The following is a 23,101-nucleotide window of genomic DNA, read 5'->3' as shown; positions in this document are numbered from 1 at the left end:
TGGGAGCAGCGGCCAAGGCGCGAACAGCGGCCAGGACGGGGACAACGGCCAAGGCGCGAACAGCGGCAGGACAGGAGCGGCGGCTAGGACAGGAGGAGCAGCGGCTCCAACACCGCCCGCAGATCCTCCGGTTCGCGGTACAGAAGCCCCGTCATGCCGAGCGCCCTCGCCGCGTCCACGTTCTCCTCGCGGTCGTCCACGAAGAGGCAGCGGTCGGGGGCGACCCCGGCCCGGCGCGCCGCCGTCTCGTAGATGTCCCGGTCCGGCTTCACGACGCCCAGGTCCGCGCTGCTGATCACGTCGTCCACGAGCCCGTCCGGTCCGGTGAGGCCGAGGAGGGCCAGGTCGTCGGCGAGCCACGGCGTCGCGTTCGTGACGAGCAGGACGGGCAGGCCGGCCGCGCGGACCTGCCGCAGCAGGCCCACCACCGTCTCGTCGGCCCGGAACTTGGCCTCGGCCAGTGTCGCCCCGAGCGCGCGACCGCGCACCGGCGGCACCCGGTCCGCGAGTCCGCGGGCGATCGACTCGATCCACTGCTCCTTGGTGATCTCGCCCCGCATCAGCGGCAGATCGGTCTCGGGCGCGAAGGCGACCTCGGCGGTGGCGCCACGCGGCAGTCCCGCGTCGCGCTCCGCCTGCTCCAGTTCCGCCATGTCGTAGAAGCGGATCACGCCGTCGAGGTCACTCAGTACGGCGTCGAACGCTCGGCCGGAGATCGTCATCGCATGTGTCTATCACGCGGATCCTGCACGGATATCCGTGGCCCGGCCCCGGGGCCTCCCGTAGGGTCCGGCGGTGTGAGCACCGGAGACAGACACATACCGTTCGCCCGCCTGCACAACTTCCGCGACCTGGGCGGCCATCGGGCCGACGACGGCCGCACGGTGCGGTGGGGCGTCCTGTACCGCGCCGACTCGCTCGGCAAGCTGCGCGCCGACGAGGGGGCCTCCGAGGCCGAGCGCGCGGACTGGGACCGCTTCCTCGGACTCGGCGTCCGCGCCGTCGTCGATCTGCGCTACGACTGGGAGATCGGCGCCAAGGGCCGCGTACCGGAGGTGCCCGGGCTCGCGTACCACCACCTGAGCATCGAGCACCGGCCCTACGACCAGCCCGCCCTCGGCCCGGACGTCGCGCCGGGTCCCTACCTCGCCGAGCGGTACGTGGAGGTGGCGTACGACGGCGTCAAGGAGATCCGCGGCGCGCTCGACGTCATCGCGGCGGCGGGCGCCGAGGACGCTCCCCTGGTCTTCCACTGCGCTTCGGGCAAGGACCGCACGGGCCTGATCGCGGCCCTCGTCCTGGCGCTGCTGGGCGTCTCCGAGGACGACATCGTGGCGGACTTCGCACTCACCGAGCTGGCCTCGGAACGCCTCCTCACCGACTGGCGCGCCGCCCACCCCGACGCGGGCGACATCTGGCCGGGCTACGGCAGGGCCCCCGCCGAGGTGATGACCCTGTTCCTCGCCGAACTGACCAGACGGCACGGGTCGGTTCGCGCATACGCGGAGGAACTCCTGGGAGTGGACGACCAGTTCGTCGGAGCACTGCGCGATGCGCTGCTGGAGGGGGAGGCGGAGAGGACAGCAACGTCCGGGGCTGGGGCCGAGGCCTGAGCCGACGACGCGGCGGGGCCTGATCGCGGGCCGGTCGGAAACTGCCACGCGGCGGGAGTCCGGCCAGCACGGCCAAGCACGTACTGGCACGCGACCGCGCCGGAGCCGCGCCACGGCAGGGCCCGCGCGGCCGGACAAAGGCCACGCCACTGCGGAAGACCGGCCAGCACAACCAAGCAAGTACGGACACGCGGCCTCGCCGGAGCCGCGCCACAGCAGGGCCTGGTCGGCGAAGCCCGGCAAGAGCCACGACACCGCCCGGCAGAAGCCACGCCGCTGCCCCGCAGAAGCCGCCGCTCTTGCCGGGCAGAAGCCACAACCTTGCCCGGCAAGAACCACGGCACCGCCCCGCCACGGCTTCCCGCCCCCTCACTCCCCCGCCCGCACCGACCACACCCCCGCCGCGACCACCAGGGCGACCGCCACGCACTCGCGCGGCCCGAGCCGTTCCCCCAGCACCGTGAACCCCACCCCGGCCCCCACCGCGGGCCCGAGCGCCAGCAGTACGCCGAAGCCGCGTGCGCCGATGCGGCGCAGGGCCAGCATGTCCAGGGAGTACGGGATCAGGGACGACAGCAGCGCGACGAGGAGCCCGATGCCCAGAACCGCCGGATGCGCCGCGACGGACCGCCCCTCGGCCACCGCCGCCACCGGCACCAGCAGGCAGGCCCCGATCCCCAGGGCCGCGGTGAGCCCGTCCCAGCCGGGGAAGAGGCGGCCCACGCGCTGGTTGAGGACCACGTAGCCGGCGCGGCACAGCGCGGCCGCCGCGCCCGCCACGATGCCCGCGCCCGCCGACTCGCTGCCGGGCACGGCGAGCAGCAGCACCCCGGCGAGGGCGAGCAGCCCGCACAGGAGGTGCGCCGCCCTGCGGGACAGGGCGAGCGCGAGGGTGAGCGGACCGAGCAGTTCGAGGGTGGCGGCGAGGCCCAGGGGAAGGTGCCGTATCGCCTGGAAGTACGCCGCGTTCATGCCCGCGAAGACCACGCCGAGCCCGGCCGCGGCCCGCCACTGCGCCGCCGTGAGGGCCGTGAGCCGCGGCCGGACCACCGCCCACAGGACGAGCGCCGCGAAGCCGAGCCGCATCCCGGCCAGAGCGGTGGGCCCGACCTGCCCGTACGCGCCCTTGGCGACCGCGGACCCCAGCTGCAGGCTGACGATCTGCGCGAGCACGAGCCCGGCGGCGACCCGCCCGCTCCGCCCGCTCTCCCCCTCCGCATGTCTCACGCCCACACCGTGATGTCATGCCCTTATGCATTTCAACCATTACGGAGGCGAGGCCGCCCTGCTCGCCGCCGCGCTGGTCAACTCGCTGCCACAGGCGCCGCCGCTGTCACCGCTGCTCGCCGCGCACGGCGTCGTGGACCACGCCCTGACCGATGCCCAGGAGAGCGACCTGCGCGACTGGGCCGCGCTCCTCGCGGAGTGCTTCGGCCCGCAGGAGCTCCGGCGGCGCTGCGACACCGTCAACTCCCTGCTCGCCCAGGCCTCCAGCAGCCCCCGCATCTCCCTGCACGACGGCCGCCCGCACTTCCACTACAGCGCCCCCGCCGCCGATCCGGCCGCCCACGTCCGCGCCCTGACGGCGGCGGGACTCGCCTACGTCGTCTGTTTCGCCGACGCCCACCGCCTGGGCCGCTGCGCCCGCGCGGGCTGCGGCCTCGCCTTCGTCGACACGTCCCGCAACGGCCGGCGCGCGTACTGCTCGGTGCGGTGCGCCAACAACGACGCGGTGGCGCGGCACCGGAGCCGGGGGCGCGGCCACGGGGCCGACCGGAGCAGTCACGGGAGCGGTTAGAGCGGTCACGGGAGCGGCCGGAGCCGAGGCCGCCTCCTGAGCCTCGGCCTCACTCCTCGCCGAGCACCTCGCGCACCGTGGCCCGCACCCGGTCCTGGTCCTCGCGCACGGCGTCGTACCGGTCCTTGTGGCGGCGCAGGTCGGCGCGCTGCTTCTCGTCGGCGACGACCCACCACACCCCGGCGGTGTTCAGCTCCCGGTTGCATTCCACGTCGGCGACGGCCGTACCCAACTCCCTTGTCGTACGAGAGGTGTTGCCGCCGTTCACACCCTTGCGCCACGCCTTGTCGCGAAAGGCGTGGGCCGGGCTCTCGTACCGCTTGAAGCCCTTGCCCTCGACGCAGAGCGACCAGTCGCGGAAGGCCTTGCGGACGCGCGCGTCCTTGGCGACCTCCTTGTCGAGCTTCCGGGTGCGCTCGGCGACGTACGCCCATAGGCGCGCCGTCTTCGTGACGTCCCCCATGACCTTCCGCGCGGCCTCTCCGGAGCAGCCGCCCTTGGGGACCTTGCGGCCGCGCACGACAGCGGTGGCGCCGTCCTCCCCCGCGCCGAAGGTGCCGTACAGCACCTCGAACTCGCCCTGCCGCAGGGCCCGTCCCCTCGGCGCCGCGTCCGACCGCCAGGTCCGCAGGCCGTCCGGGTCGAAGCCGTAGCCCCAGCGGCGGACGTGGCCGAGGTCGAGCATGCCGTAGGGGGACACCGTGGAGATCGCCAGGAAAGCGCTGCCGCCGCCGCTCCCCTCGCCGCCGCCCCTGCTCGCCTCGCCGCGCCGCCTGGGATGGAGCGGGAAGTCGGCGTACCCGAAGGAGCGCATGCACCGCTGCGCGAGACGCGACTGCGCTTCCCCCATCCGCTTGTTGTCCTTTGCGCTGAACTCATAGCGGTCCAGAGGGAATTCGGGGACGTCCTCTTTGCTCTTCACTCTCGGCACCCCGGGCCCGTGCGCAGAGCCCTGGCCGGTCCCTGAACCGGATCCGGCACCGGATCCGGCACCGCACCCCGCCAACACCGCACCCACCAGCGCCAGTACAGCCCACCGCACCTTCATCGCACCCCTCCCCAGGCGGATCCACGGATCCGTCGGACCTTACGCCGTGGGTGCGGTGTGTACGCACGGAGGGTCGGCCGGGGCATACCAAGTCAGCGGCCGGGGCGCCTACTTGACGGCTTCGCCGCTCTTGTCGTCGCCGCTCTCGCCTTCGCCGCTCGCGTCGTCACTTCCCTCGTCGCCGCTGACGTCGGCACCGGCATCGACCCCGTCACCGCCGCTCCTGCCGGTGGCGCCACCCGGCGCCGCGTGCCTCCTGCCGTACCGGGAACGTGAACGCCTCGCGACCGCGCGCCCCTCGGCCTTGGCCGTCTCCTCGACGCACGCCTCGCACTGCGCGTTGCGGCACGGCCCGGGGCCCCACACAGGGACGAACACCCCGAGCACCTTGCGCCTCCGGATCGTCGTGCCCACCGGTCGTCCACAGAGTGCGCACACAGGCTCATTCTGCGGGCCGGGGCCGGACCGAGGCCCTTCGTTGCCCATACCTCCAGGTTATTCCGGTTCGGCCCGGCTGGGCAGTCCCGCGACCGCAGCTTCCTCAGCGCGACCGCAGCTTCCTCAGCGCGGCCGCAGCTCCGCGACGTCCCGCTCCCGCGCCACCACCTGCCGGGCGACCTCCGTGAGCCGCAACCGCCGGGACCGCGCGTACTCCCGCAGCACCGCGAACGCCTCGTCGACCGAGCACTGCCACCGCTCGGCGAGCACGCCCTTGGCCTGCTCGATCACGACCCTGCTGGTGAGCGCCGCCTGCAGCTGCCCGCGCTGCACGTCGCTCTGCTCCAGGGACCGCTGCCGCAGGACCACGGCCGCCGCGAGATCGGCGAGGGTCTGCGCGAACGCGAACCGGTCCGCGCCGGACCCGCGCTCCCCATGGAAAGGGCCGGGCCCGCGCTCCCCATGGACCGGGCCGAGCCCGCCCTCCTCACGGAACGGGTCGAGCGCACCCTCCCCATGGAACAGGCCGAGCGCGCCCACGACCCGCTCATCGCCCGCCGCCTCGTGCCGCAACGGCAGGGCCTGCATCGCGGTGAAGCCCGCGGCCCGCGCCCGCGCCGCGTACCGCGGCCATCGCGCGGCCGCCTCCGCCCCGCCGAGGTCCACGTCCGTCAGCGCCGCACCGGAGCGGCAGCTCTCCAGACAGGGGCCCTCGCCCTGGCGCAGCGCGGACATTTCGAGCGCCCGCGTCCGCTCGTCCGACGCCTCGACGACACCGCCCGGATCACACATGAGCAGCACCACCGCCCCCGAGACCCCGAGCAGGCCCACACAGCGAACTGTCAGGTCCTGCAGGAACTCCATGCCACCCTCCGATCCTGAGTGAGTACGACACTTCGGTTCGCGGGGGGGGGGCGACAGCGGGGTCAGCGGGCCGCCCCCACCGCGCGCGGCTCACGCCACATGGGCCACATGCGCGGCCCGTCGGGCAGGTCGAGCGCCGTCCCCATGAAGGCGAAGCCCAGGCGCGTGTACAGGTCACGGCTACGCGCGTTGCTCGCCTCCAGATACGCGTGCAGACCCTCGCGGTCGCAGCGGTCGAGCACGGCGGAGACCAGCGCCGTGCCGAGCCCTTCGCCCTGCCGGTCGGGGTGCACGGCGACCAGGTGCAGATACTGGTGCGCCCGGTCGGTGGGGTGGATCGCGTCCGTCAACCGGCCGATCATCTCGACCCGTTCGTTGTCCGGGTCGACGGCCTGGCGCAGCAGCGCGGGACCGTCCGCCGCGCCCTCCCCTTCTTCGCCTTCGCGCACGCCTTCGTCTCTCTGCCCGCGTTCGTCTCCGTGCGCACCGGCGGGCACCGACCACCACATCGCCACGGCGGCGCCGTCCTCGGTGACGTCGACGTACCCCTCGTCGAGCGCGATGTCGAAGAAGGCTCCCATCAACGCACCGTGCGTCCGCAGGCGGTACGCGTCGCCGGGCAGGACCCAGCTGCTCACCGGGTCCTGCATGAACGCCGCGTCGAGCAGCCCGACCACGTGGTCGCGGTCGCCCTCCCCGGCTCTCCGGATCGCCACACCCACAGCCCGCCCCTTACCGATCGCTCACGTTCGACGGCGCGCACCCGCTGTCCAACTCGGCTCCCGGGCCCGCCGGTTGCAGCCTAAGTGATCGTGTCCACGCGCAGGGAAGGGCCCCGCAGCCTGGCCGGATCGCGGTGGCGTGCGGGGCCCTTCGGACCGTGCGGGGTCAGCCGCCGAGAGCACTCTGACTGAGCTTGTCGTTGCGGTGCGTGGCCAGCTTGTCGAGGGCCTTGTGCACGGCCTCGGGCACGGACTCCAACTGGGCCGCGTCGATTGGCTTGTTCACTTTCGCAACAGCCGGGACATAGGCCGTGGTCAGCTCCTCGCCGTCGGCATGCGCCACGGCGGGGGCGGCGAGCACGGCCAGGGTGGCGGAGGCGACGGCTCCGAGCGCTCTGCGGGCAGATGGCATGGCATGTCCTCACTGGGGAGGTCCGGGGTTCCGGACCAGGGGGTCCGGAAATCCGGACGGGGGGTGAACGCGGCTGTTCTAGCCGTCCCCGGCCCCCCGTATCCCCGGATGGGCCTCCCGTGGGCGCGCCATGCGCACTTCCCCGTCATCATCTCGTACCGCTATCGGCTCCTCTTCTCCTCAGCGCGTACGCCTCACCGCACGCGTCTCGCCACATACGCCTCACCACACATGTCTCACCACACATGTCTCACCACGTACGCCTCACCACGTACGCCCCATGCACACGTCTCACCACGTACACCCCACTGCGCCCACCCCACCGCGTACGTCTCCTCATTGCGTGCGCCGTGTCACGAACTCGGCGAGTGCCAGCAGGCCGCCCGCCGACTCCGGGTCCGGAACCGCCGTGGCGAGCTGGCCGATCGCCAGGGACATCCGGTCGGCGGCGTGCACCTGCGCCCAGTCGCGACCGCCCGCGCGCTCCACGGCGCCCGCCGCCCGCGCGGCGTACTCCAGGCCGCCTGTCCCGCCGGGCGGCCGCGCGTAGAGCTCGGCGAGTTCGGCCGCGGCCGGTGTGCCCGAGGCCAGGGCCGCGACCACCGGCAGGGACTTCTTGCGGGCCGCGAGGTCGGCGCCCGCGGGCTTGCCGGTGTGCCCCGGGTCGCCCCAGATGCCGATGACGTCATCGATGAGCTGGAAGGCGAGCCCGGCTTGGCGGCCGAACCCGTCCAGCGCGTCGACCTCGTCGCGGCCCGCGCCCGCGTAGAGCGCGCCGAGCGCGCAGGCGCAGCCGAGCAGCGCCCCCGTCTTGGCCTCGGCCATGGCGAGGCACTCGTCGAGCGTGACCTCGTCCGGGCCGCGCCGCTCCAGGGCGCAGTCCGCGTGCTGGCCGGCGCAGAGCTCCACGACGCAGGCGGCGAGGCGGGCGGCCGCCGCCGGGGCCCCCGGGTGGGGGTCCTCGGCGAGCAGCCGCTGCGCCAGGGCCTGCAGGGCGTCACCGGCGAGGATCGCGTCGGCGTCGCCGAACACGGTCCAGGCGGTGGGCCGGTGCCTGCGGGTGGTGTCGCGGTCCATCACGTCGTCGTGCAGGAGCGTGAAGTTGTGGATCAACTCCACGGCGGCTGCCGCCCGCACGGCCGTGGCGGGTTCCCCGCCGAGCGCCCGCACCGCGGCGAGGACGAGCGCCGGCCGGATGGCCTTGCCCGCGTTCCCCGCCGACGGTGTGCCGTCCGCGTGCTCCCACCCGAAGTGGTAGAGCGCGATCCGGCGCATCGATCCGGGCAGCGACTCGATCGCCCTGCGCAGCTCCGGATCGACGTACGCACGCGTGGAGGCCAGGATCTCCGCGGCCTCGTGGGCCGTGTCCGTCGTCGTGTCCGTCGTCGTGTCCGTCATGGACTCACCCCGGGAAGGATGCGAACGGTGGCGGTTCCTCGACCTGTGGGCGCGTACGCAGGGGGTGTACCCCGTGCCAGGGGCACGGACACGGGCCAGGGCTCACCTCCAGCGGCCGATCTCGACGTTCTCCAGGACGCCGAGCGCGTCGGGCACGAGCACCGCCGCGGAGTAGTAGGTCGACACCAGGTACGAGATGATCGCCTGCTCGCTGATGCCCATGAACCGTACGGACAGGCTCGGTTCGATCTCGTCCGGGATGCCGCTCTGGCGCAGGCCGACGACGCCCTGCTCCTCCTCGCCCGTACGCATGCAGATGATGGACGTCGTACGGGCCTCGGTGACCGGGATCTTGTTGCACGGGTAGATCGGGACGCCCCGCCAGGTCGGGATCCGGTTGCCGCCCACGTCGATGGTCTCGGGGACGAGACCGCGCTTGTTGAGCTCGCGGCCGAACGCGGCGATGGCGCGCGGGTGGGCGAGGAAGAGCTTGGACCCGCGCCTGCGGCTGAGCAGTTCGTCCAGGTCGTCCGGGCTGGGCACGCCGTCGTGCGGCTGGATCCGCTGGTCGTACTCGCAGTTGTTCAGGAGGCCGAACTCGCGGTTGTTGATGAGCTCGTGCTCCTGGCGCTCCTTGAGCGCCTCGACGGTCAGCCGCAGCTGCTGCTCGGTCTGGTTCATCGGCTGGTTGTACAGGTCGGCCACGCGCGTGTGGATGCGCAGCACTGTCTGGGCGACGCTCAGCTCGTACTCGCGCGGCGAGGCTTCGTAGTCCACGAAGGTGCCCGGGAGCACGGCCTCGCCGACGTGGCCCGACGAGAGGTCGATGGGTGCCTCGCCGAACGTGTTGGTGCGCTGGGCCGGGATGGAGCGCAGCTGCTGGAGGTGGGCGCGCAGCGACTCGCTGCGCTCCGCGACCTGTTCGAGGTCCTGGCGGGGCAGCGTGAGGACCGTGCCGGAGGTCACCGCGCGCGCGGTGTACTCCCAGATGGACTCGGAGTCGACGAGCGCCTGCTCTCCGAAGTAGGCGCCGTCGGCGAGGGTGCCGAGCACCGTGTCGTCGCCGTACGGGCCGGTGCCGATCTTCTCGACGCGGCCGTGCGCGAGCAGGAACACCTCGTCCGCCGGGCTGCCGAAGGAGGTCAGGACCTCGCCCGCGACGAACTCCCGCTGCTGACAGCGCTGGGCGAGCTCCGCGAGGACGTCCTGGTCCTCGAAGTCCCGCAGCACCGGCAGCTCTCCGAGCTCGGCGGGGATCACCTGGACCTGGTCGCCGGTCTTCACGAAGGTCACCCGGCCGTCGCCGACCGAGTAACTCAGCCTTCGGTTCACCCGGTACGTGCCGCCCTGCACCTGCACCCAGGGCAGCATCCGCAGCAGCCAGCGGGAGCTGATCTCCTGCATCTGCGGGGCCGACTTGGTGGTCGTGGCCAGATTCCGCGCGGCCGACGTACCGAGACTCTGCTGCGGCTTCTCGGACTCCGTACGGATCTCTTCGCCTACCGACATGGACTGTGCCTCCCGAGTGCCTGCGGTGATCTGCACGCAGAACCCTTCCAGCACGGAACGTGCCGGCGCCATTACACAAAAGAGCGGGAATGGATCACGCTCCGGCTGGGCAGGAGGGGCGTTTCCACTCGTTCGGCCCAACTCGGGATGTGCCGGACGGGTCGGGCTGGTGGGCTCGGGAAATGAACACCTCCGAGGCCTCTGCCGACGCCGCCGCGCAGGAGCCGGGCCCGGCGGCTCCGCTCGCGCCGCCGGGCGAGCGCGGTCCGGTGCGCTGGCTGCGCGCCGCGGGCCGGGCCTTCGAGCCGGTCCGCCGCGCGCCCGTGACCGTGTTCGTCGTCGTGGCGCTGTGGGCCGTGGGCGCCTTCACCGGCAGCCTCGGCGGCGGCCCGCCCCTCGCCCTCCTGAACGACATCGGCGTGGGCGTCCCCGCGCTCGCCGACGGCCGCTGGTGGACCCCGCTGACCTCGGTCCTGTGGTGCTCGGGGATCGGCAACTACATCGGTTCCACGCTGCTGTTGCTGCTCCTCGGCTCGGCGGCCGAGCAGCGCATGGGCTCGGTGCGCACCGCCGTCGTCCTGGTCCTCGGACAGGTGCTCGGCGCGCTCCTCGGCACCGGCGTCGTCAAGCTGGGCGCGCTGGCCGGCGAGGACTGGCTGAACGACCTCTCGCAGGACCTGACGGCGACGCCCGGCATCGGGGCCTGCGCCGTCGGCGCCTTCCTCAGCTTCCGGCTCAACGCCCTGTGGCGGCGCAGGCTGCAGCTGTGCCTGATCGTGTTCCCGCTGATGCTCGCGCTGTACGTCGGCCACCTCCAGGGAGTGCTGCGCCTGGCCGGCACGGTCGTGGGCCTGGGGCTGGGCGCCCTCGCGCACCGGCACACGCACCGCCTGCGGATGCCGCACGCCTCGCACTCCGAGGGCCGGGTCCTGGTCGCCCTGGTGGTGGCCGCCTCCGCGATCGGCCCGCTGATCGCCACGCTCTACAAGGACGCGCTCGGCCCCTTCAACGTCCTCGACCTGTACGTCTCCGGGGGGCCCGGCGCCCAGGACATCGCGGACGCGTGCGTGCGGGCGGCCAGTGCCGACTGCGCCCGCGTCCACGCCCAGGACCACTTCTACGGCTCGCCGGCGATGCTCATGGGGATCGCCATCCCCGCGCTGCTGCTCGTGCTCGCCGAGGGGCTGCGGCGCGGTCTGCGGCTGTCCTGGCGGATCACGGTGGCCGCGCAGCTGGTGTGGCTCGGGCTCATGGCGTTCCTGCTGAGCGACATCGCCTCGCACCCGGACCGGTACGTCCTGGAGGGCAGCGACCTGTCCGACCAGAAGGCCGCGATGATCCAGGCGGTGGTCGAGCAGATGATGCTGCCGCTGCTCGTCCTGGTGCTGCTCTTCCTCACCCGCCGCCTCTTCGACCAGCGGGTCTCGCGCGCCACCGTGACGTGGCTCGCCGGAACCGTCGGGGGCACGCTGCTGCTCGCGTGCGTCGCGTACGTGGGCATCGGTTACGCGGTGCGCGACCAGTTCACCCCGGACGCGACGTTCTCGAAGCTGGTGTCGGGCCTGCCCACGCAGTTCTTCCCGCCCAGTTACGAGCCGTTCTTCTTCCGGGGCCAGGCACCGGTCCCGGTGGGCGGCACCGCCCTGTCCCTGTACGAGTACTGCGGGATGCTCTTCTGGGTGGTCACTCTGATCGCCCTCTTCGTGGCGTTCCGGCGCCCTCTGATGCACGCCGACCCGGACGCGGCCACGCGCGCGCGTGCCCTGCTCTCCGCGCACGGCGGTTCCACGCTCTCGTATCTGACGACCTGGCCCGGCAACCACTACTGGTTCTCGGCGGACGGCAGGGCGGCGGTCGCCTACCGCGTGCACTCCACGGTCGCGCTGACCACCGGCGATCCCTTCGGGGTGCCCGCCGCGCGCGCGGACGCGATCGACGGTTTCGCCGAGTACTGCGACGAGCGCGGCTGGACGCCGTGCTTCTACAGCGTGACGGCGGACGCCAAGTCCCGTACGGACGCGCTCGGCTGGAGCTCGGTGCAGGTCGCCGAGGACACCGTGGTGCCGCTCCCGGAGCTGGCGTTCACCGGCAAGAAGTGGCAGGACGTCCGCACGGCCCTCAACAAGGCCAAGAAGCAGGGCATCACCGCGGAGTGGCACACCTTCCCCGAGGCGCCCATCGCGCTCACCGACCAGATCCGTTCCATCTCCGAGGAGTGGGTCGCCGACAAGGGCCTGCCGGAGATGGGCTTCACGCTCGGCGGCCTCGACGAGCTCGACGACCCGCATGTGCGGTGTCTCCTCGCGGTCGACGAGGACCGCACGGTGCACGGCATCACGAGCTGGATGCCGGTGTACGGGGACTCCTCCGAAGGCGGCTCCGCCGAACCCGTGGGCTGGACACTGGACTTCATGCGCCGCCGCTCCGACGGGTTCCGCGGCTCGATGGAGTTCCTGATCGCGTCCGCCGCGCTCGGCTTCAAGGAGGAGGGCGCACAGTTCCTCAGCCTCTCCGGAGCACCGCTGGCCCGCTCCGAGACCGGTGAGCCGCCCGCGGCCCTGCAGCGCCTCCTCGACTACGCGGGCCGCACCCTGGAGCCCGTCTACGGCTTCCGTTCCCTGCTCAACTTCAAGGCGAAGTTCCAGCCCCAGTACCGGCCCATGTACATGTGCTACCCCGACCCCGCCGCCCTGCCCAACATGACGCGGGCGATCGGCAAGGCGTACCTGCCGCACATGAAGCCGTCCCAGGGCGTACGCCTGATGCGCAAGCTCACCGCGTAGGCGAGGCGGCGGGCCGCGGACAAGGGCCCCGGGAACTCCAAGATCTACGCACCCGTTGAACCCCACGCGGGGCATCCGTACCGCCCGCACCCTTCGCACCAACCGGCAGGAGACAGCAATGGCAGGCTTCCTGGACCGCGCCAAGGAACAGGCGCAGAGCGCCCTCGCCCAGGGCAAGCAGAAGGTCGACGAGGTCCAGGAGAAGCGCGCGGGCGACGCCCTCCTGAAGAAGCTCGGCGCCGCGTACTACGCCGAGCGGCGGGGCACCGGCTCCCCGCAGGCCACCCAGCAGGCGCTGCAGGCCCTGGAGTCCCACGTCGCGACGCATGGCGACGGCTTCCTGCACGGCACCTGACCGGATCGGCTCGCACGGCGCCCGAACAGGCCGCGGTTTATTTCCGAACAACTGGTCCGGGCACCGGAGCTCCGGTACAAGCAGGGCATACGAGGCGGTCCGCGACCGGCGGCCGTCGCGCCCTGCAAAGGAGGCGGTCATGGCCCCACCCATGTCCGCGGGCAGCTTCCTTCAAGCCCTGCGGGACGAAGGCGTGACCGTCGTCGAGGTCGGCGACTGGGAGCATCACAACCGCAACCACAAAGGCCCCTGGGGCCCTGTGCACGGCGTGGTGATCCACCACACCGTGACATCGGGCAGCCAGCGCACGGTGGAGATCTGCCGCGACGGCTTCGCCTCGCTGCCGGGACCGCTCTGCCACGGCGTCATCACCAAGGACGGCCGCGTCCACCTCGTCGGGTACGGCCGCGCCAACCACGCGGGCCTGGGCGACGACGACGTACTGCGCGCCGTCATCGCCGAGAAGCGCCTGCCCCCGGACAACGAGGCGAACACCGACGGCAACCGCCACTTCTACGGCTTCGAGTGCGAGAACCTCGGCGACGGCGAGGACCCCTGGCCCGAGGCCCAGCTGGACGCCATCGAGAGGGCGTCCGCGGCGGTCTGCCGCGTCCACGGCTGGACGGAGCGCTCGGTGATCGGCCACCTGGAGTGGCAGCCGGGCAAGATCGACCCGCTCGGCTTCACGATGGACTCGATGCGGGAGCGCATCGCGGAGCGCCTCAAGTGACAATGGCGGGGTGCACCACACCCCGCCCGCCCCGCTCGCGCCGCCCCCGCGGCTGCCGTCGCCCCTGCAGCGCATAGAGGACGACCGTTTCGGCCCGCGTGGCGTGGAGCTGCTGCTCAAGCGGGACGACCTGATCCACCCCGACCTGCCGGGCAACAAGTACCGCAAGCTCGTCCTGAACCTGCGGGCCGCGTCGGACGCGGGTCACGACACCCTGCTCACCTTCGGCGGGGCCTACTCCAACCACCTGCGCGCCACCGCCGCCGCGGGCCGCCTCCTGGGCCTCGCCACGGTCGGCGTCGTCCGCGGCGACGAACTCGCGGGGCGCCCCCTGAACCCGTCCCTGGCCCGCTGCGCCGCCGACGGCATGCGCCTGCACTTCGTGGACCGGTCGACGTACCGCAGCAAGGGCGAGCCCGAGACGCTGGCCGCGCTCCTGCGCGAGACGGATTCCCAGGACGCGTACGTGATCCCCGAGGGCGGCAGCAACACCCTTGCCGTACAGGGGTGTACGGCCCTCGGCGAGGAACTGCGCGGGCACACCGACGTGGCGGCCGTGGCCTGCGGCACCGGCGGCACCCTCGCGGGCCTGGCCGCAGGACTCGGCCCGGACCGGCGGGCCCTTGGCATACCGGTCCTCAAGGGCGGCTTCCTGGGCCCCGAGATACGGGCCCTGCAGCGGCGCGCCTTCGGCGAGCCGACCGGCAACTGGCACCTGGACGACCGCTTCCACTGCGGCGGCTACGCCCGCACACCCCCCGAACTCATCGCCTTCGCCGAGGACTTCGAGGCCCGCCACGGCCCCGCGACCGGCCTCTCCGTAGAGCGCCTCTACGTCGCCAAGCTGCTGTACGCGCTGACCGCCCTCTGCGAAGAGGGCGCCTTCCCGCCGGGCACCCGCCTCACCGCGGTGATCACCGGCACCCGCGAGGCCCCGGACCCCGGCCCCGCTCAGTCCTCGACCTCCCGGTAGGCGGCCGCCTCCTCCAGGTCCAGCTTGCGCAGCAGCGTGCGCATCATCTCGTCGTCGATGCGCCGCTCGTCCCGCATCTTCACGAACACCTCGCGCTCGGCGGCGATCGCCTCCCGCGCGAGCCGCCGGTAGGTGTCGTCCGCGGACTCCCCCGTCACCGGGTTGGGCTGGCCGAGCCGCTCCCACACGGAGTTGCGGCGCCGTTCCAGGACGGTGTGCAGACGGTCCTGGAGGGGCTGTGGAAGGCGGTTGCGGTCGTCCTCCATGAGTTCCTCCACCCGCGCCTCCGCGGCCTGCGAGGCGGCGTTCTGCGCCTGCGCCTCGGCGAGCGTCCGGGTCTGCGCGTCGCGCCCCGGCAGTTTCAGGACACGGATCAGCCACGGCAGCGAGAGCCCCTGCACGACGAGCGTGCCGATCACCGTGGTGAAGGTAAGAAACAGGACAAGGTTGCGCGCCGGGAAGGGCTCGCCGTCGTCCATGACGAGCGGGATCGAGAAGGCGATGGCCAGCGAGACCACGCCCCGCATCCCCGCCCAGCTGACGATCAGCGGCCGGCGCCAGTCCATGTCGTCCTCGCGCTCCCTGATCCGCGCCGACAGGCGGCGCGGCAGATAGGTCGCCGGGTACGACCACACGAAGCGCGCCACGACCACGACCACGAAGACCCCGACCGCGTACCAGACCGCCTGCGCGACGCTGTACTCCCCGAGCCCCTTGAGCACGACGCGCAGCTGCAGTCCGATGAGCGCGAAGACCGCCGACTCCAGGATGAACGCGACGACCTTCCACACCGCGGCCTCCTGGAGCCGCGTCTCGAAGTCGACCTGCCAGGAGCGGTGCCCCAGATAGAGGGCGACGACGACCACGGCGAGCACTCCGGAGGCACCGACCTGTTCGGCGGCCGCGTACGCGACGAAGGGGATGAGCAGCGACAGCGTGTTCTGCAGCATCGCCTCCTTCAGGTGGGTGCGCAGCCAGTGGATCGGCACCATGAGGAGCAGCCCGACGCCGACGCCGCCGACCGCGGCCACCAGGAACTCCCGGACGCCGCCCGCCCAGCTCGCGCCCTCGCCGATGGCCGCCGCGAGGGCCACCTTGTAGGCGGTGATCGCGGTCGCGTCGTTCACCAGGGACTCGCCCTGGAGGATCGTGGTGATCCGCGAGGGCAGCCCCACCCTGCGCGCGATCGCGGTCGCCGCGACCGCGTCCGGGGGCGCGACCACGGCGCCGAGGACGAGCGCGGCGGTCAGCGGCAGATCGGGGATGAGCAGATAGGCGAGCCAGCCGACGGCGACCGTGGCGAACAGGACGTACCCGACGGAGAGCAGCGCGACGGGCCTGACGTTGGCGCGCAGGTCCAGATAGGAGCTCTCCAGAGCGGCCGTGTGCAGCAGCGGAGGCAGGATCAGCGGCAGCACGACGTGCGGATCGAGGTGGTAGTCCGGCACTCCGGGGAGGTAGGAGGCGACGAGCCCCGCGCCGACCAGGAGCAGCGGCGCCGGTACGGGGGTCCTGCGCGCCGCCCCCGCCACCGCGGCGCTCGCCGCGACCAGCGCCACCAGCGGCAATACATCCATCGGCAGACCCCTCCGCCCTCCGTGTTCCCGTCGTAACCTGGCAATCATGAACGAGTGCCCGCACGTCGCAGCGCTGCCGCACCCCGAGGTGACCCCGCTCGGTGAAACGTGCCCCGAGTGCCTGGCCGTCGGCAGCCACCCCGTCCAGTTGCGGCTCTGCCTGACGTGCGGCCACGTGGGCTGCTGCGACTCCTCGCCCTTCCGGCACGCGACGGCGCACTTCAAGGACACGGGACACCCGGTGATGAGGACCTTCGAGCCCGGCGAGAGCTGGCGCTGGTGCTTCGTGGACGGTTCGATCGTCTGACGTCTGGGTACGTCACCCCCCTGTTGAAGTGACCGCCCGTTCTTTTCAATTGGGCCTGCGAGACCCCTAGCCACTGTCCGTACTCATAGGCTTACTATGAGTGACAGCATCGGGGCGGGGTCCACGGGACTCCCCGGGACACGGAACTGGGGAGCGCGGTAGCGTCACCGCAGAACGACGTGGTGCGTTACCCGTGTGACGCAGTCCGGACCGCCGCTGCCCGGCGGTCCCGGAGCCCCGAAAGTGCTTGTACCACCTTGGAGGTGAGGGTGTCCCAGATCGCAGGCGAGCCCGGGAATCAGGACTTCGTGGAGGTCCGCCTTCCGGCTGCGGGTGCCTACCTGTCGGTGCTGCGGACGGCGACGGCCGGCCTCGCGGCGCGTTTGGACTTCACCCTCGACGAGATCGAGGACCTCCGCATCGCGGTCGACGAGGCCTGCGCGATCCTGCTCCAGCAGGCCGTGCCCGGCTCCGTGCTCAGCTGCGTCTTCCGGCTCGTCGACGACTCGTTGGAGGTGACGGTCTCGGCGCCCACGACCGACGGCCGGGCCCCGGAGCGGGACACCTTCGCCTGGACTGTGCTGTCGGCCCTCGCGGGCCAGGTCGACTCCGCCGTCGCCGAGGACAACACCGTCTCGATCAGCCTCTACAAGAAGCGCGGCGCGGGACCCGGGCCGGCGTGAGGAACGGGGACGGGCCGGTGCGGGACGAAGAGCGCGGCACACGAGGTCTGCCCGCCGGCGGCAGGGAGGGGATGCGCCGTATGACCACCGGAATCCCCGAGCAGCAGGCCAAACCGCACCCGGAGGACCCGGAGCAGTCGGGTCCGCTGACGGTGGCCGATGTGTCGGAGCAGGCAGAGCCGACCGCCAAGGAAGAGCTCAAGCAGCTCTCCGGCCGGGGCGGCGGGCGACGGGCGGGAAACATGAGCGAGCACGAGCACGGCCGGCACGATCCCCAGGACCGCAGCGGCGCACGCGCGATGTTCATCGAGCTGCGCACCCTGAAGGACGGCAGTCCGGAGTACGCGGAGCTGCGCAACCAGCTGGTCCGCATGCACCTGCCGCTCGTCGAGCACCTGGCCCGCCGCTTCCGCAACCGCGGCGAGCCCCTCGACGACCTCACCCAGGTCGCCACGATCGGCCTGATCAAGTCCGTCGACCGCTTCGACCCGGAGCGCGGCGTGGAGTTCTCCACGTACGCGACACCGACGGTCGTCGGCGAGATCAAGCGGCACTTCCGCGACAAGGGGTGGGCGGTCCGCGTCCCGCGGCGCCTGCAGGAGCTGCGCCTCGCGCTGACGACGGCGACGGCCGAGCTGTCCCAGCTGCACGGCCGCTCCCCCACGGTGCACGAGCTCGCCGAGAAACTGGCCATCTCCGAAGAGGAGGTCCTGGAGGGCCTGGAGTCGGCCAACGCCTACTCCACGCTGTCCCTGGACGTCCCCGACACGGACGACGAGTCCCCGGCCGTCGCCGACACCCTGGGCGCCGAGGACGAGGCCCTGGAGGGCGTGGAGTACCGCGAGTCCCTCAAGCCCCTCCTCGAGGACCTGCCTCCGCGCGAGAAGCGCATCCTGCTCCTGCGGTTCTTCGGCAACATGACCCAGTCGCAGATCGCGCAGGAGGTCGGCATCTCCCAGATGCACGTCTCCCGACTGCTCGCCCGCACGCTCGCGCAGCTGCGGGAGAAGCTCCTCGTCGAGGAGTAGTCACTCCCCGTAGCCACTCTCCGTAGTCGCTACGCCCGACCCCGGCCGTCACTTCCGCTCGAGGTCGATACTGAGGTCGTTACTTCTGATCACTTCTGATCCTGTACGTCGCCGGGGCCCCGGATGCCGAGGGCCTCGGTCGTCGCCGGATTGACCAGGAGGACGAGCGAGGTGACCGCGACGACCGCGAGGACGATGCCGGCCGGGATCGCCGCGCTGTCGGCCTGCAGCAGCTGCCAGGCCACCGGAAGCGCCATGATCTGCGTGATGATCGCGGGCCCGCGGCTCCAGCGGCGCAGCTTCATGAGCCCGCGCGCGGCAAGGAGCGGGAGCAGCGCGAGCACGATCAGCGTGATGCCGCCGGTCTCGGCCTGCCGCGGATTGTCGGGCGAGCCCGCGAGGCCCATCACGAGCATGTAGACACCACCGCCGAGGAGGGCGAGCCCTTCGAGACCGGCGAGTGCCGCGGCGGCGGTCAGCCGTGCGGGACGCGGCCCCGTCTCGGGCGTCTCCGGGGCTTTGGGGGTGGGTTTCCGCTCAGTGCTCACTCCAGCAGGGTAGCTCTGCGTGTGCGCGGCCAGGCACCTCGGTCTGGGCCAGGTAAAGACCGCTAGGTAGTCTGCTGCGCATGCGTGCACTTCTCGTGGTCAACCCGGCGGCAACCACCACCAGTGCGCGTACGCGTGACGTCCTGGTCCACGCGCTGGCGAGCGAGATGAAGCTCGAGGCGGTCACCACGGAGTACCGCGGGCACGCCAGGGACCTCGGCCGGCAGGCCGCGGAGAGCAAGGACATCGAGCTGGTCGTCGCCCTCGGCGGCGACGGCACCGTCAACGAAGTCGTCAACGGCCTGCTGCACCACGGCCCCGATCCGGACCGCCTCCCCCGCCTCGCCGTCGTCCCCGGCGGCTCCACCAACGTCTTCGCGCGCGCCCTCGGCCTGCCGAACGACGCCGTGGAGGCCACCGGCGCCCTGCTCGACGCCCTGCGCGAGGGCAGCGAGCGCACGGTGGGCCTGGGCATCGCGGGCGGCACCCCGGGCACGGAGGACGAGGCCGTGCCGTCGCGCTGGTTCACGTTCTGCGCGGGCCTCGGCTTCGACGGCGGCGTGGTCGGCAGGGTCGAACAGCAGCGCGAGCTCGGGCGGCGCTCGACACACGCCCTCTACGTGCGCCAAGTACTCCGTCAGTTCATCGACGAGCCCCACCGCAGGCACGGAATGATCACGCTGGAGCGGCCCGGCGAGGACCCGGTGACCGACCTGGTGATGTCGATAGTCTGCAACACCTCCCCGTACTCCTACCTGGGCAATCGCCCCCTGTACGCGTCCCCGCAGGCCTCCTTCGACACGGGTCTGGACGTGCTCGGTCTGAAGAAGCTCTCCACGGCCGCGGTGGCCAGGTACGGCACCCAGCTCCTGACGTCGACACCGGAGCGCGGACCGCACGGTAAGCACGCGGTCACGCTCCACGACCTCACGGACTTCACCTTGCATTCGAAGGTGCCCCTGCCCCTCCAGATGGACGGTGACCACCTGGGGCTGCGGACGAGCGTGACGTTCACAGGCGTACGCCGTGCACTGCGTGTGATTGTGTGAGTGGAAGGGCCTAAAGTCCTTTCACTCGAACGTTTAGGCCAGGATCCACCCCATGGAAGTACGGCTGTGACCCAGCCGACACTGAGGAATCAAAAAAAACTTTCCGGAAGGGGTTGTATCCGCCGCCGAGGTTTGCGAATCTCTACATGGCGATCGGGACGGCCCGCAACATCGGCCCCACAGAGAGCCAGAACCCCTCCTCCACCACAGGTCCGCAACCAGGCAACTGGGCGTCGGCCCTTCCCGTGCGGGGGGATTCGTGAAAGCGTTCACATTCACAAGCAACCTGCATGTAATACCAAGGAGAGGTAGCAGCCATGGACTGGCGTCACAACGCCGTTTGCCGCGAGGAAGACCCCGAGCTCTTCTTCCCCATCGGCAACACCGGTCCTGCGCTGCTGCAGATCGAGGAAGCCAAGGCCGTCTGCCGCCGCTGCCCCGTCATGGAGCAGTGCCTGCAGTGGGCGCTCGAGTCCGGCCAGGACTCCGGCGTCTGGGGTGGCCTCAGCGAGGACGAGCGCCGCGCGATGAAGCGCCGCGCCGCTCGCAACCGTGCACGCCAGGCCAGCGCCTGACGCCCACGCCCCATACGAGCCTGAGCCCGGCGGCGCGTACAGCGAGTACGCAACTCCCGCCCCCGAGCCGCAGCCGCGCAGTACCCCCGATGCGCATCGCAACGTGAGCAGTGAGCCCCGGACCCTTCGGTCCGGGGCTCACTGCTGTGTCATGACTGTTTGCCGCCGCTACGGACAGCCCCTACTTGTCGCCGCGCACCGGGACGTCGAGGATGACCTGCGTGCCGCGCTCGGGGGCGCGCACCATGTCGAAGGTGCCGCCCAACTCCCCCTCGACCAGGGTCCGGACGATCTGCAGGCCGAGGTTGCCCGAGCGGTGCGGATCGAAGTCGTCGGGCAGGCCGACGCCGTCGTCCTGGACGGTGATCAGCAGCCGCGCGTCCTTGGTGGTGCCGCCGCGCACCGCGGAGACCTCGACCGTGCCGGTGTCCCCGTCGCGGAAGCCGTGCTCCAGGGCGTTCTGCAGGATCTCCGTGAGCACCATCGACAGCGGGGTGGCGACCTCCGCGTCGAGGATGCCGAAGCGGCCGGTGCGCCGGCCCGTGACCTTGCCGGGCGAGATCTCGGCGACCATCGCGAGGACCCGGTCGGCGATCTCGTCGAACTCCACGCGCTCGTCGAGGTTCTGGGAGAGCGTCTCGTGGACGATGGCGATGGAGCCCACGCGGCGCACGGCCTCCTCGAGCGCCTCGCGGCCCTTGGCGGAGTCGATGCGGCGGGCCTGAAGGCGCAGCAGCGCGGCGACCGTCTGGAGGTTGTTCTTCACCCGGTGGTGGATCTCCCGGATGGTCGCGTCCTTGGTGATCAACTCCCGCTCGCGGCGGCGGAGTTCGGTGACGTCGCGCAGGAGTACGAGTGAACCGATGCGAGGGCCCTTGGGCTTGAGCGGGATCGCGCGCAGCTGGATCACGCCGTCGCCGCCCTCGATCTCGAACTCACGCGGCGCCCAGCCGCTCGCGAGCTTGGCCAGGGCCTCGTCCACCGGGCCCCGGGACGGGGCGAGTTCGGCCGTCGCCGTGCCGAGGTGATGGCCGACGAGGTCGGACGCGAGACCGAGACGGTGGTACGCGGACAGGGCGTTCGGCGACGCGTACTGCACGATGCCATCGGCGTCGAGCCGCAGCAGACCGTCGCCCACGCGCGGGGACGCGTCCATGTCGACCTGCTGCCCGGGGAAGGGGAACGACCCGGCGGCGATCATCTGCGCGAGGTCGGACGCCGACTGGAGGTAGGTCAGCTCAAGGCGCGAAGGGGTGCGCACCGTCAGCAGGTTGGTGTTGCGGGCGATGACACCGAGGACGCGCCCTTCCCTGCGTACGGGGATGGACTCGACGCGCACCGGGACCTCTTCGCGCCACTCCGGGTCGCCCTCGCGCACGATGCGGCCCTCGTCCAGGGCGGCGTCGAGCAGGGGGCGGCGACCGCGCGGGACGAGGTGGCCGACCATGTCGTCCTGGTAGGAGGTGGGGCCGGTGTTGGGCCGCATCTGCGCCACGGAGACGTAGCGGGTGCCGTCGCGCGTGGGGACCCAGAGCACGAGGTCGGCGAAGGAGAGGTCGGAGAGCAGCTGCCACTCCGAGACCAGCAGATGCAGCCACTCGAGGTCGGAGTCACCGAGGGCGGTGTGCTGGCGTACGAGGTCGTTCATGGAGGGCACGTGTGCGAGCGTACCTGTCGCGTCCGGCGGGCCCGCTGCCCGAGTTCCCCGCCGGGAGACCGGCGCCGCCCGAGGGGCTCCGGGGCCTCCCGACGAGCCGCGGCGCCAGGGCGGGACCCTCAACCCGCCCACGGCACCGCAGCCCTTCAGGTGCATCGGCCGCCAGAATGTGCGGTACTGGTCGGCCGATCGGGAGGATCCGACGCGGTCAGGGCAGAGAGCGCCGGGTCCTCGGTCCGCTCTCCTGTGCGGGAAGAGCGGAGGCTTTACCCACGCATTGTGGACTAGACCATTCTCCCATGTCTATGCGTCGGCAGATGTTTGTTGTCGTCTCTTCCTCCGGCGGTCAGGCGTCGTTCGCCGCCCGCCGGCTCCGCGGCCACACCTGCATGGCGAGATCGGCGACCGCCTCCAGATCGTCCCTGGTGGCGCCGTCCCTGGCCTGTTGCGACATCCCCTGGAAGACCGCTGCCGTGTAACGGGCGAGGGCGGTGGGGTCGGTGCCCTCCGGCAGCTCCCCCGCCGCGACGGCCGCGCGGATGCGGGACTCGATGTCCGTCACGTTGGCGTTCCGCCGCTCCCGCAGGGCCTCTTCCACCTCCGGCGTCGTGCAGTTGGTGGCCGCCGAGACGACCAGGCAGCCGCGGGGGCGGGTGGGGTCGGTGAACTCGGCCGCGGCTTCGTGCAGCATCCGGGACACGGCGTCGCGCACCGTCGGCTCCTCGTCGAAGGCGCGGCCGCTGAAGGCTCCGTGGGTGACTCCATACCGCACGACGACCTCGTCGAAGAGCTTCTTCTTGTCGCCGAAGGCCGCGTACAGGCTGGGCGCGCCGATCCCCATGACGCGCGTGAGGTCGGAGACCGACGTCCCCTCGTACCCGTGCTCCCAGAAGGTTCGGATCGCCTGCTCCAACGCCGTGTCGCGGTCGAAGGAGCGGGGGCGGCCGCGCTGTTTCGTCGCCATGGAGTGAATTGTATAGCGAGCGCTAGCAAATGAGGCGGGGATCGGGTACGGTCATTTCTGTAGCGACCAC

24 protein-coding genes are annotated in these 23,101 nt (G+C 71.8%); 11 read left to right on the top strand and 13 right to left on the bottom strand.

Annotation, left to right across the window (positions count from 1 at the left end; genetic code table 11):
• Window positions 1-83: 83 nt before the first annotated feature.
• Entirely contained in the window at window positions 84-722 is a 639-nt protein-coding gene (locus ACZ4D5_RS20525; protein WP_467773795.1) for an HAD-IA family hydrolase, read from the bottom strand.
• Between the two features lie 75 nt (window positions 723-797).
• Here ACZ4D5_RS20525 and ACZ4D5_RS20520 point away from each other — a divergent pair, with 75 nt between their 5' ends.
• A complete protein-coding gene (locus tag ACZ4D5_RS20520) occupies window positions 798-1,613 on the top strand; it encodes a tyrosine-protein phosphatase (protein ID WP_467773794.1) in 816 nt (271 codons plus the stop codon).
• Between the two features lie 369 nt (window positions 1,614-1,982).
• Here ACZ4D5_RS20520 and ACZ4D5_RS20515 read toward each other — a convergent pair whose 3' ends face one another.
• The gene (locus ACZ4D5_RS20515) at window positions 1,983-2,840 is read right to left on the bottom strand and encodes an EamA family transporter (protein ID WP_467773793.1); all 858 of its coding nucleotides are present in this window, start codon (window positions 2,838-2,840) and stop codon (window positions 1,983-1,985) included.
• 25 nt (window positions 2,841-2,865) lie between these two features.
• Between ACZ4D5_RS20515 and ACZ4D5_RS20510 the strand changes: the two genes are divergently transcribed.
• On the top strand, window positions 2,866-3,411 hold the full coding sequence (locus ACZ4D5_RS20510; RefSeq protein WP_467773792.1) for a CGNR zinc finger domain-containing protein: 546 nt from the start codon (window positions 2,866-2,868) through the stop codon (window positions 3,409-3,411).
• A 49-nt stretch (window positions 3,412-3,460) separates the two neighbouring features.
• Here ACZ4D5_RS20510 and ACZ4D5_RS20505 read toward each other — a convergent pair whose 3' ends face one another.
• The 7 genes from ACZ4D5_RS20505 to ACZ4D5_RS20475 form a co-directional block, all read right to left on the bottom strand.
• Entirely contained in the window at window positions 3,461-4,333 is an 873-nt protein-coding gene (locus ACZ4D5_RS20505; protein ID WP_467773791.1) for a hypothetical protein, read from the bottom strand.
• A 234-nt stretch (window positions 4,334-4,567) separates the two neighbouring features.
• Window positions 4,568-4,837 (bottom strand): hypothetical protein, encoded by a 270-nt coding sequence (locus ACZ4D5_RS20500; RefSeq protein WP_467773790.1) that lies wholly within the window; start codon window positions 4,835-4,837, stop codon window positions 4,568-4,570.
• Between the two features lie 183 nt (window positions 4,838-5,020).
• Entirely contained in the window at window positions 5,021-5,761 is a 741-nt protein-coding gene (locus ACZ4D5_RS20495; protein WP_467773789.1) for an ANTAR domain-containing protein, read from the bottom strand.
• A 62-nt stretch (window positions 5,762-5,823) separates the two neighbouring features.
• Window positions 5,824-6,483: a GNAT family N-acetyltransferase gene (locus tag ACZ4D5_RS20490; RefSeq protein ID WP_467773788.1), complete on the bottom strand. Its 660-nt coding sequence runs from the start codon at window positions 6,481-6,483 to the stop codon at window positions 5,824-5,826.
• A gap of 166 nt (window positions 6,484-6,649) precedes the next feature.
• Window positions 6,650-6,895: a hypothetical protein gene (locus ACZ4D5_RS20485; RefSeq protein ID WP_467773787.1), complete on the bottom strand. Its 246-nt coding sequence runs from the start codon at window positions 6,893-6,895 to the stop codon at window positions 6,650-6,652.
• 336 nt (window positions 6,896-7,231) lie between these two features.
• The gene (locus ACZ4D5_RS20480; protein WP_467773786.1) at window positions 7,232-8,293 is read right to left on the bottom strand and encodes a family 2 encapsulin nanocompartment cargo protein polyprenyl transferase; all 1,062 of its coding nucleotides are present in this window, start codon (window positions 8,291-8,293) and stop codon (window positions 7,232-7,234) included.
• Window positions 8,294-8,395: 102 nt separating this feature from the next.
• Window positions 8,396-9,802 (bottom strand): family 2B encapsulin nanocompartment shell protein, encoded by a 1,407-nt coding sequence (locus tag ACZ4D5_RS20475; RefSeq protein ID WP_467773785.1) that lies wholly within the window; start codon window positions 9,800-9,802, stop codon window positions 8,396-8,398.
• A 182-nt stretch (window positions 9,803-9,984) separates the two neighbouring features.
• Between ACZ4D5_RS20475 and ACZ4D5_RS20470 the strand changes: the two genes are divergently transcribed.
• From ACZ4D5_RS20470 to ACZ4D5_RS20455, 4 genes are all read left to right on the top strand, one after another.
• The gene (locus ACZ4D5_RS20470) at window positions 9,985-12,585 is read left to right on the top strand and encodes a bifunctional lysylphosphatidylglycerol flippase/synthetase MprF (RefSeq protein WP_467773784.1); all 2,601 of its coding nucleotides are present in this window, start codon (window positions 9,985-9,987) and stop codon (window positions 12,583-12,585) included.
• Between the two features lie 118 nt (window positions 12,586-12,703).
• Window positions 12,704-12,940, top strand: a complete 237-nt coding sequence (locus ACZ4D5_RS20465; RefSeq protein ID WP_467773783.1) for a hypothetical protein — start codon at window positions 12,704-12,706, stop codon at window positions 12,938-12,940.
• A gap of 139 nt (window positions 12,941-13,079) precedes the next feature.
• Entirely contained in the window at window positions 13,080-13,670 is a 591-nt protein-coding gene (locus ACZ4D5_RS20460; protein ID WP_467773782.1) for an N-acetylmuramoyl-L-alanine amidase, read from the top strand.
• Between the two features lie 10 nt (window positions 13,671-13,680).
• Window positions 13,681-14,643 carry a 1-aminocyclopropane-1-carboxylate deaminase/D-cysteine desulfhydrase gene (locus ACZ4D5_RS20455; protein WP_467773781.1) on the top strand — a complete coding sequence of 321 codons (963 nt, stop codon included), beginning with the start codon at window positions 13,681-13,683 and terminating at the stop codon, window positions 14,641-14,643.
• Here the strand turns inward: ACZ4D5_RS20455 and ACZ4D5_RS20450 are convergent.
• Window positions 14,622-16,220, bottom strand: a complete 1,599-nt coding sequence (locus ACZ4D5_RS20450; protein WP_467773780.1) for a Na+/H+ antiporter — start codon at window positions 16,218-16,220, stop codon at window positions 14,622-14,624. The genes ACZ4D5_RS20455 and ACZ4D5_RS20450 overlap by 22 nt on opposite strands.
• Window positions 16,221-16,266: 46 nt before the next feature.
• Between ACZ4D5_RS20450 and ACZ4D5_RS20445 the strand changes: the two genes are divergently transcribed.
• The 3 genes from ACZ4D5_RS20445 to ACZ4D5_RS20435 all read left to right on the top strand — a co-directional run bounded on the left by ACZ4D5_RS20445 (window position 16,267) and on the right by ACZ4D5_RS20435 (window position 18,238).
• Window positions 16,267-16,527, top strand: a complete 261-nt coding sequence (locus ACZ4D5_RS20445) for a UBP-type zinc finger domain-containing protein (protein WP_467773779.1) — start codon at window positions 16,267-16,269, stop codon at window positions 16,525-16,527.
• A 269-nt stretch (window positions 16,528-16,796) separates the two neighbouring features.
• Window positions 16,797-17,210, top strand: coding sequence for an ATP-binding protein (locus ACZ4D5_RS20440; protein WP_062782207.1), 414 nt, complete (start codon window positions 16,797-16,799; stop codon window positions 17,208-17,210).
• Entirely contained in the window at window positions 17,207-18,238 is a 1,032-nt protein-coding gene (locus tag ACZ4D5_RS20435; RefSeq protein WP_467773778.1) for an RNA polymerase sigma factor SigF, read from the top strand. The genes ACZ4D5_RS20440 and ACZ4D5_RS20435 overlap by 4 nt, the downstream gene beginning before the upstream one ends.
• An 89-nt stretch (window positions 18,239-18,327) precedes the next feature.
• Here ACZ4D5_RS20435 and ACZ4D5_RS20430 read toward each other — a convergent pair whose 3' ends face one another.
• Window positions 18,328-18,786 carry a hypothetical protein gene (locus ACZ4D5_RS20430; RefSeq protein ID WP_467773777.1) on the bottom strand — a complete coding sequence of 153 codons (459 nt, stop codon included), beginning with the start codon at window positions 18,784-18,786 and terminating at the stop codon, window positions 18,328-18,330.
• An 80-nt stretch (window positions 18,787-18,866) separates the two neighbouring features.
• Here ACZ4D5_RS20430 and ACZ4D5_RS20425 point away from each other — a divergent pair, with 80 nt between their 5' ends.
• Together ACZ4D5_RS20425 and ACZ4D5_RS20420 are read left to right on the top strand one after the other, a co-directional pair.
• A complete protein-coding gene (locus ACZ4D5_RS20425; protein ID WP_467773776.1) occupies window positions 18,867-19,835 on the top strand; it encodes a diacylglycerol/lipid kinase family protein in 969 nt (322 codons plus the stop codon).
• A 317-nt stretch (window positions 19,836-20,152) separates the two neighbouring features.
• The gene (locus ACZ4D5_RS20420; protein ID WP_016639615.1) at window positions 20,153-20,410 is read left to right on the top strand and encodes a WhiB family transcriptional regulator; all 258 of its coding nucleotides are present in this window, start codon (window positions 20,153-20,155) and stop codon (window positions 20,408-20,410) included.
• Between the two features lie 181 nt (window positions 20,411-20,591).
• Here the strand turns inward: ACZ4D5_RS20420 and ACZ4D5_RS20415 are convergent, their stop codons facing one another.
• Together ACZ4D5_RS20415 and ACZ4D5_RS20410 are read right to left on the bottom strand one after the other, a co-directional pair.
• On the bottom strand, window positions 20,592-22,058 hold the full coding sequence (locus tag ACZ4D5_RS20415) for a sensor histidine kinase (protein ID WP_467774040.1): 1,467 nt from the start codon (window positions 22,056-22,058) through the stop codon (window positions 20,592-20,594).
• A gap of 355 nt (window positions 22,059-22,413) precedes the next feature.
• On the bottom strand, window positions 22,414-23,031 hold the full coding sequence (locus tag ACZ4D5_RS20410; RefSeq protein WP_467773775.1) for a TetR/AcrR family transcriptional regulator: 618 nt from the start codon (window positions 23,029-23,031) through the stop codon (window positions 22,414-22,416).
• Window positions 23,032-23,101: the final 70 nt, after the last annotated feature.

The organism is Streptomyces sp. NPDC025651, from assembly GCF_055558735.1.
Note: the sequence above shows the minus strand (reverse complement) of the source record. Positions and strands in the feature narration are given on the sequence as shown.

Coding starts and splice junctions, on each gene's coding strand:
- ACZ4D5_RS20525 (WP_467773795.1), bottom strand. CDS start 722: ATGACGATCTCCGGCCGAGCGTTCGACGCCGTACTGAGTGACCTCGAC.
- ACZ4D5_RS20410 (WP_467773775.1), bottom strand. CDS start 23,031: ATGGCGACGAAACAGCGCGGCCGCCCCCGCTCCTTCGACCGCGACACG.
- ACZ4D5_RS20475 (WP_467773785.1), bottom strand. CDS start 9,802: ATGTCGGTAGGCGAAGAGATCCGTACGGAGTCCGAGAAGCCGCAGCAG.
- ACZ4D5_RS20470 (WP_467773784.1), top strand. CDS start 9,985: ATGAACACCTCCGAGGCCTCTGCCGACGCCGCCGCGCAGGAGCCGGGC.
- ACZ4D5_RS20445 (WP_467773779.1), top strand. CDS start 16,267: ATGAACGAGTGCCCGCACGTCGCAGCGCTGCCGCACCCCGAGGTGACC.
- ACZ4D5_RS20415 (WP_467774040.1), bottom strand. CDS start 22,058: ATGAACGACCTCGTACGCCAGCACACCGCCCTCGGTGACTCCGACCTC.
- ACZ4D5_RS20460 (WP_467773782.1), top strand. CDS start 13,080: ATGGCCCCACCCATGTCCGCGGGCAGCTTCCTTCAAGCCCTGCGGGAC.
- ACZ4D5_RS20465 (WP_467773783.1), top strand. CDS start 12,704: ATGGCAGGCTTCCTGGACCGCGCCAAGGAACAGGCGCAGAGCGCCCTC.
- ACZ4D5_RS20495 (WP_467773789.1), bottom strand. CDS start 5,761: ATGGAGTTCCTGCAGGACCTGACAGTTCGCTGTGTGGGCCTGCTCGGG.
- ACZ4D5_RS20510 (WP_467773792.1), top strand. CDS start 2,866: ATGCATTTCAACCATTACGGAGGCGAGGCCGCCCTGCTCGCCGCCGCG.
- ACZ4D5_RS20480 (WP_467773786.1), bottom strand. CDS start 8,293: ATGACGGACACGACGACGGACACGACGACGGACACGGCCCACGAGGCC.
- ACZ4D5_RS20425 (WP_467773776.1), top strand. CDS start 18,867: ATGCGTGCACTTCTCGTGGTCAACCCGGCGGCAACCACCACCAGTGCG.
- ACZ4D5_RS20485 (WP_467773787.1), bottom strand. CDS start 6,895: ATGCCATCTGCCCGCAGAGCGCTCGGAGCCGTCGCCTCCGCCACCCTG.
- ACZ4D5_RS20420 (WP_016639615.1), top strand. CDS start 20,153: ATGGACTGGCGTCACAACGCCGTTTGCCGCGAGGAAGACCCCGAGCTC.
- ACZ4D5_RS20450 (WP_467773780.1), bottom strand. CDS start 16,220: ATGGATGTATTGCCGCTGGTGGCGCTGGTCGCGGCGAGCGCCGCGGTG.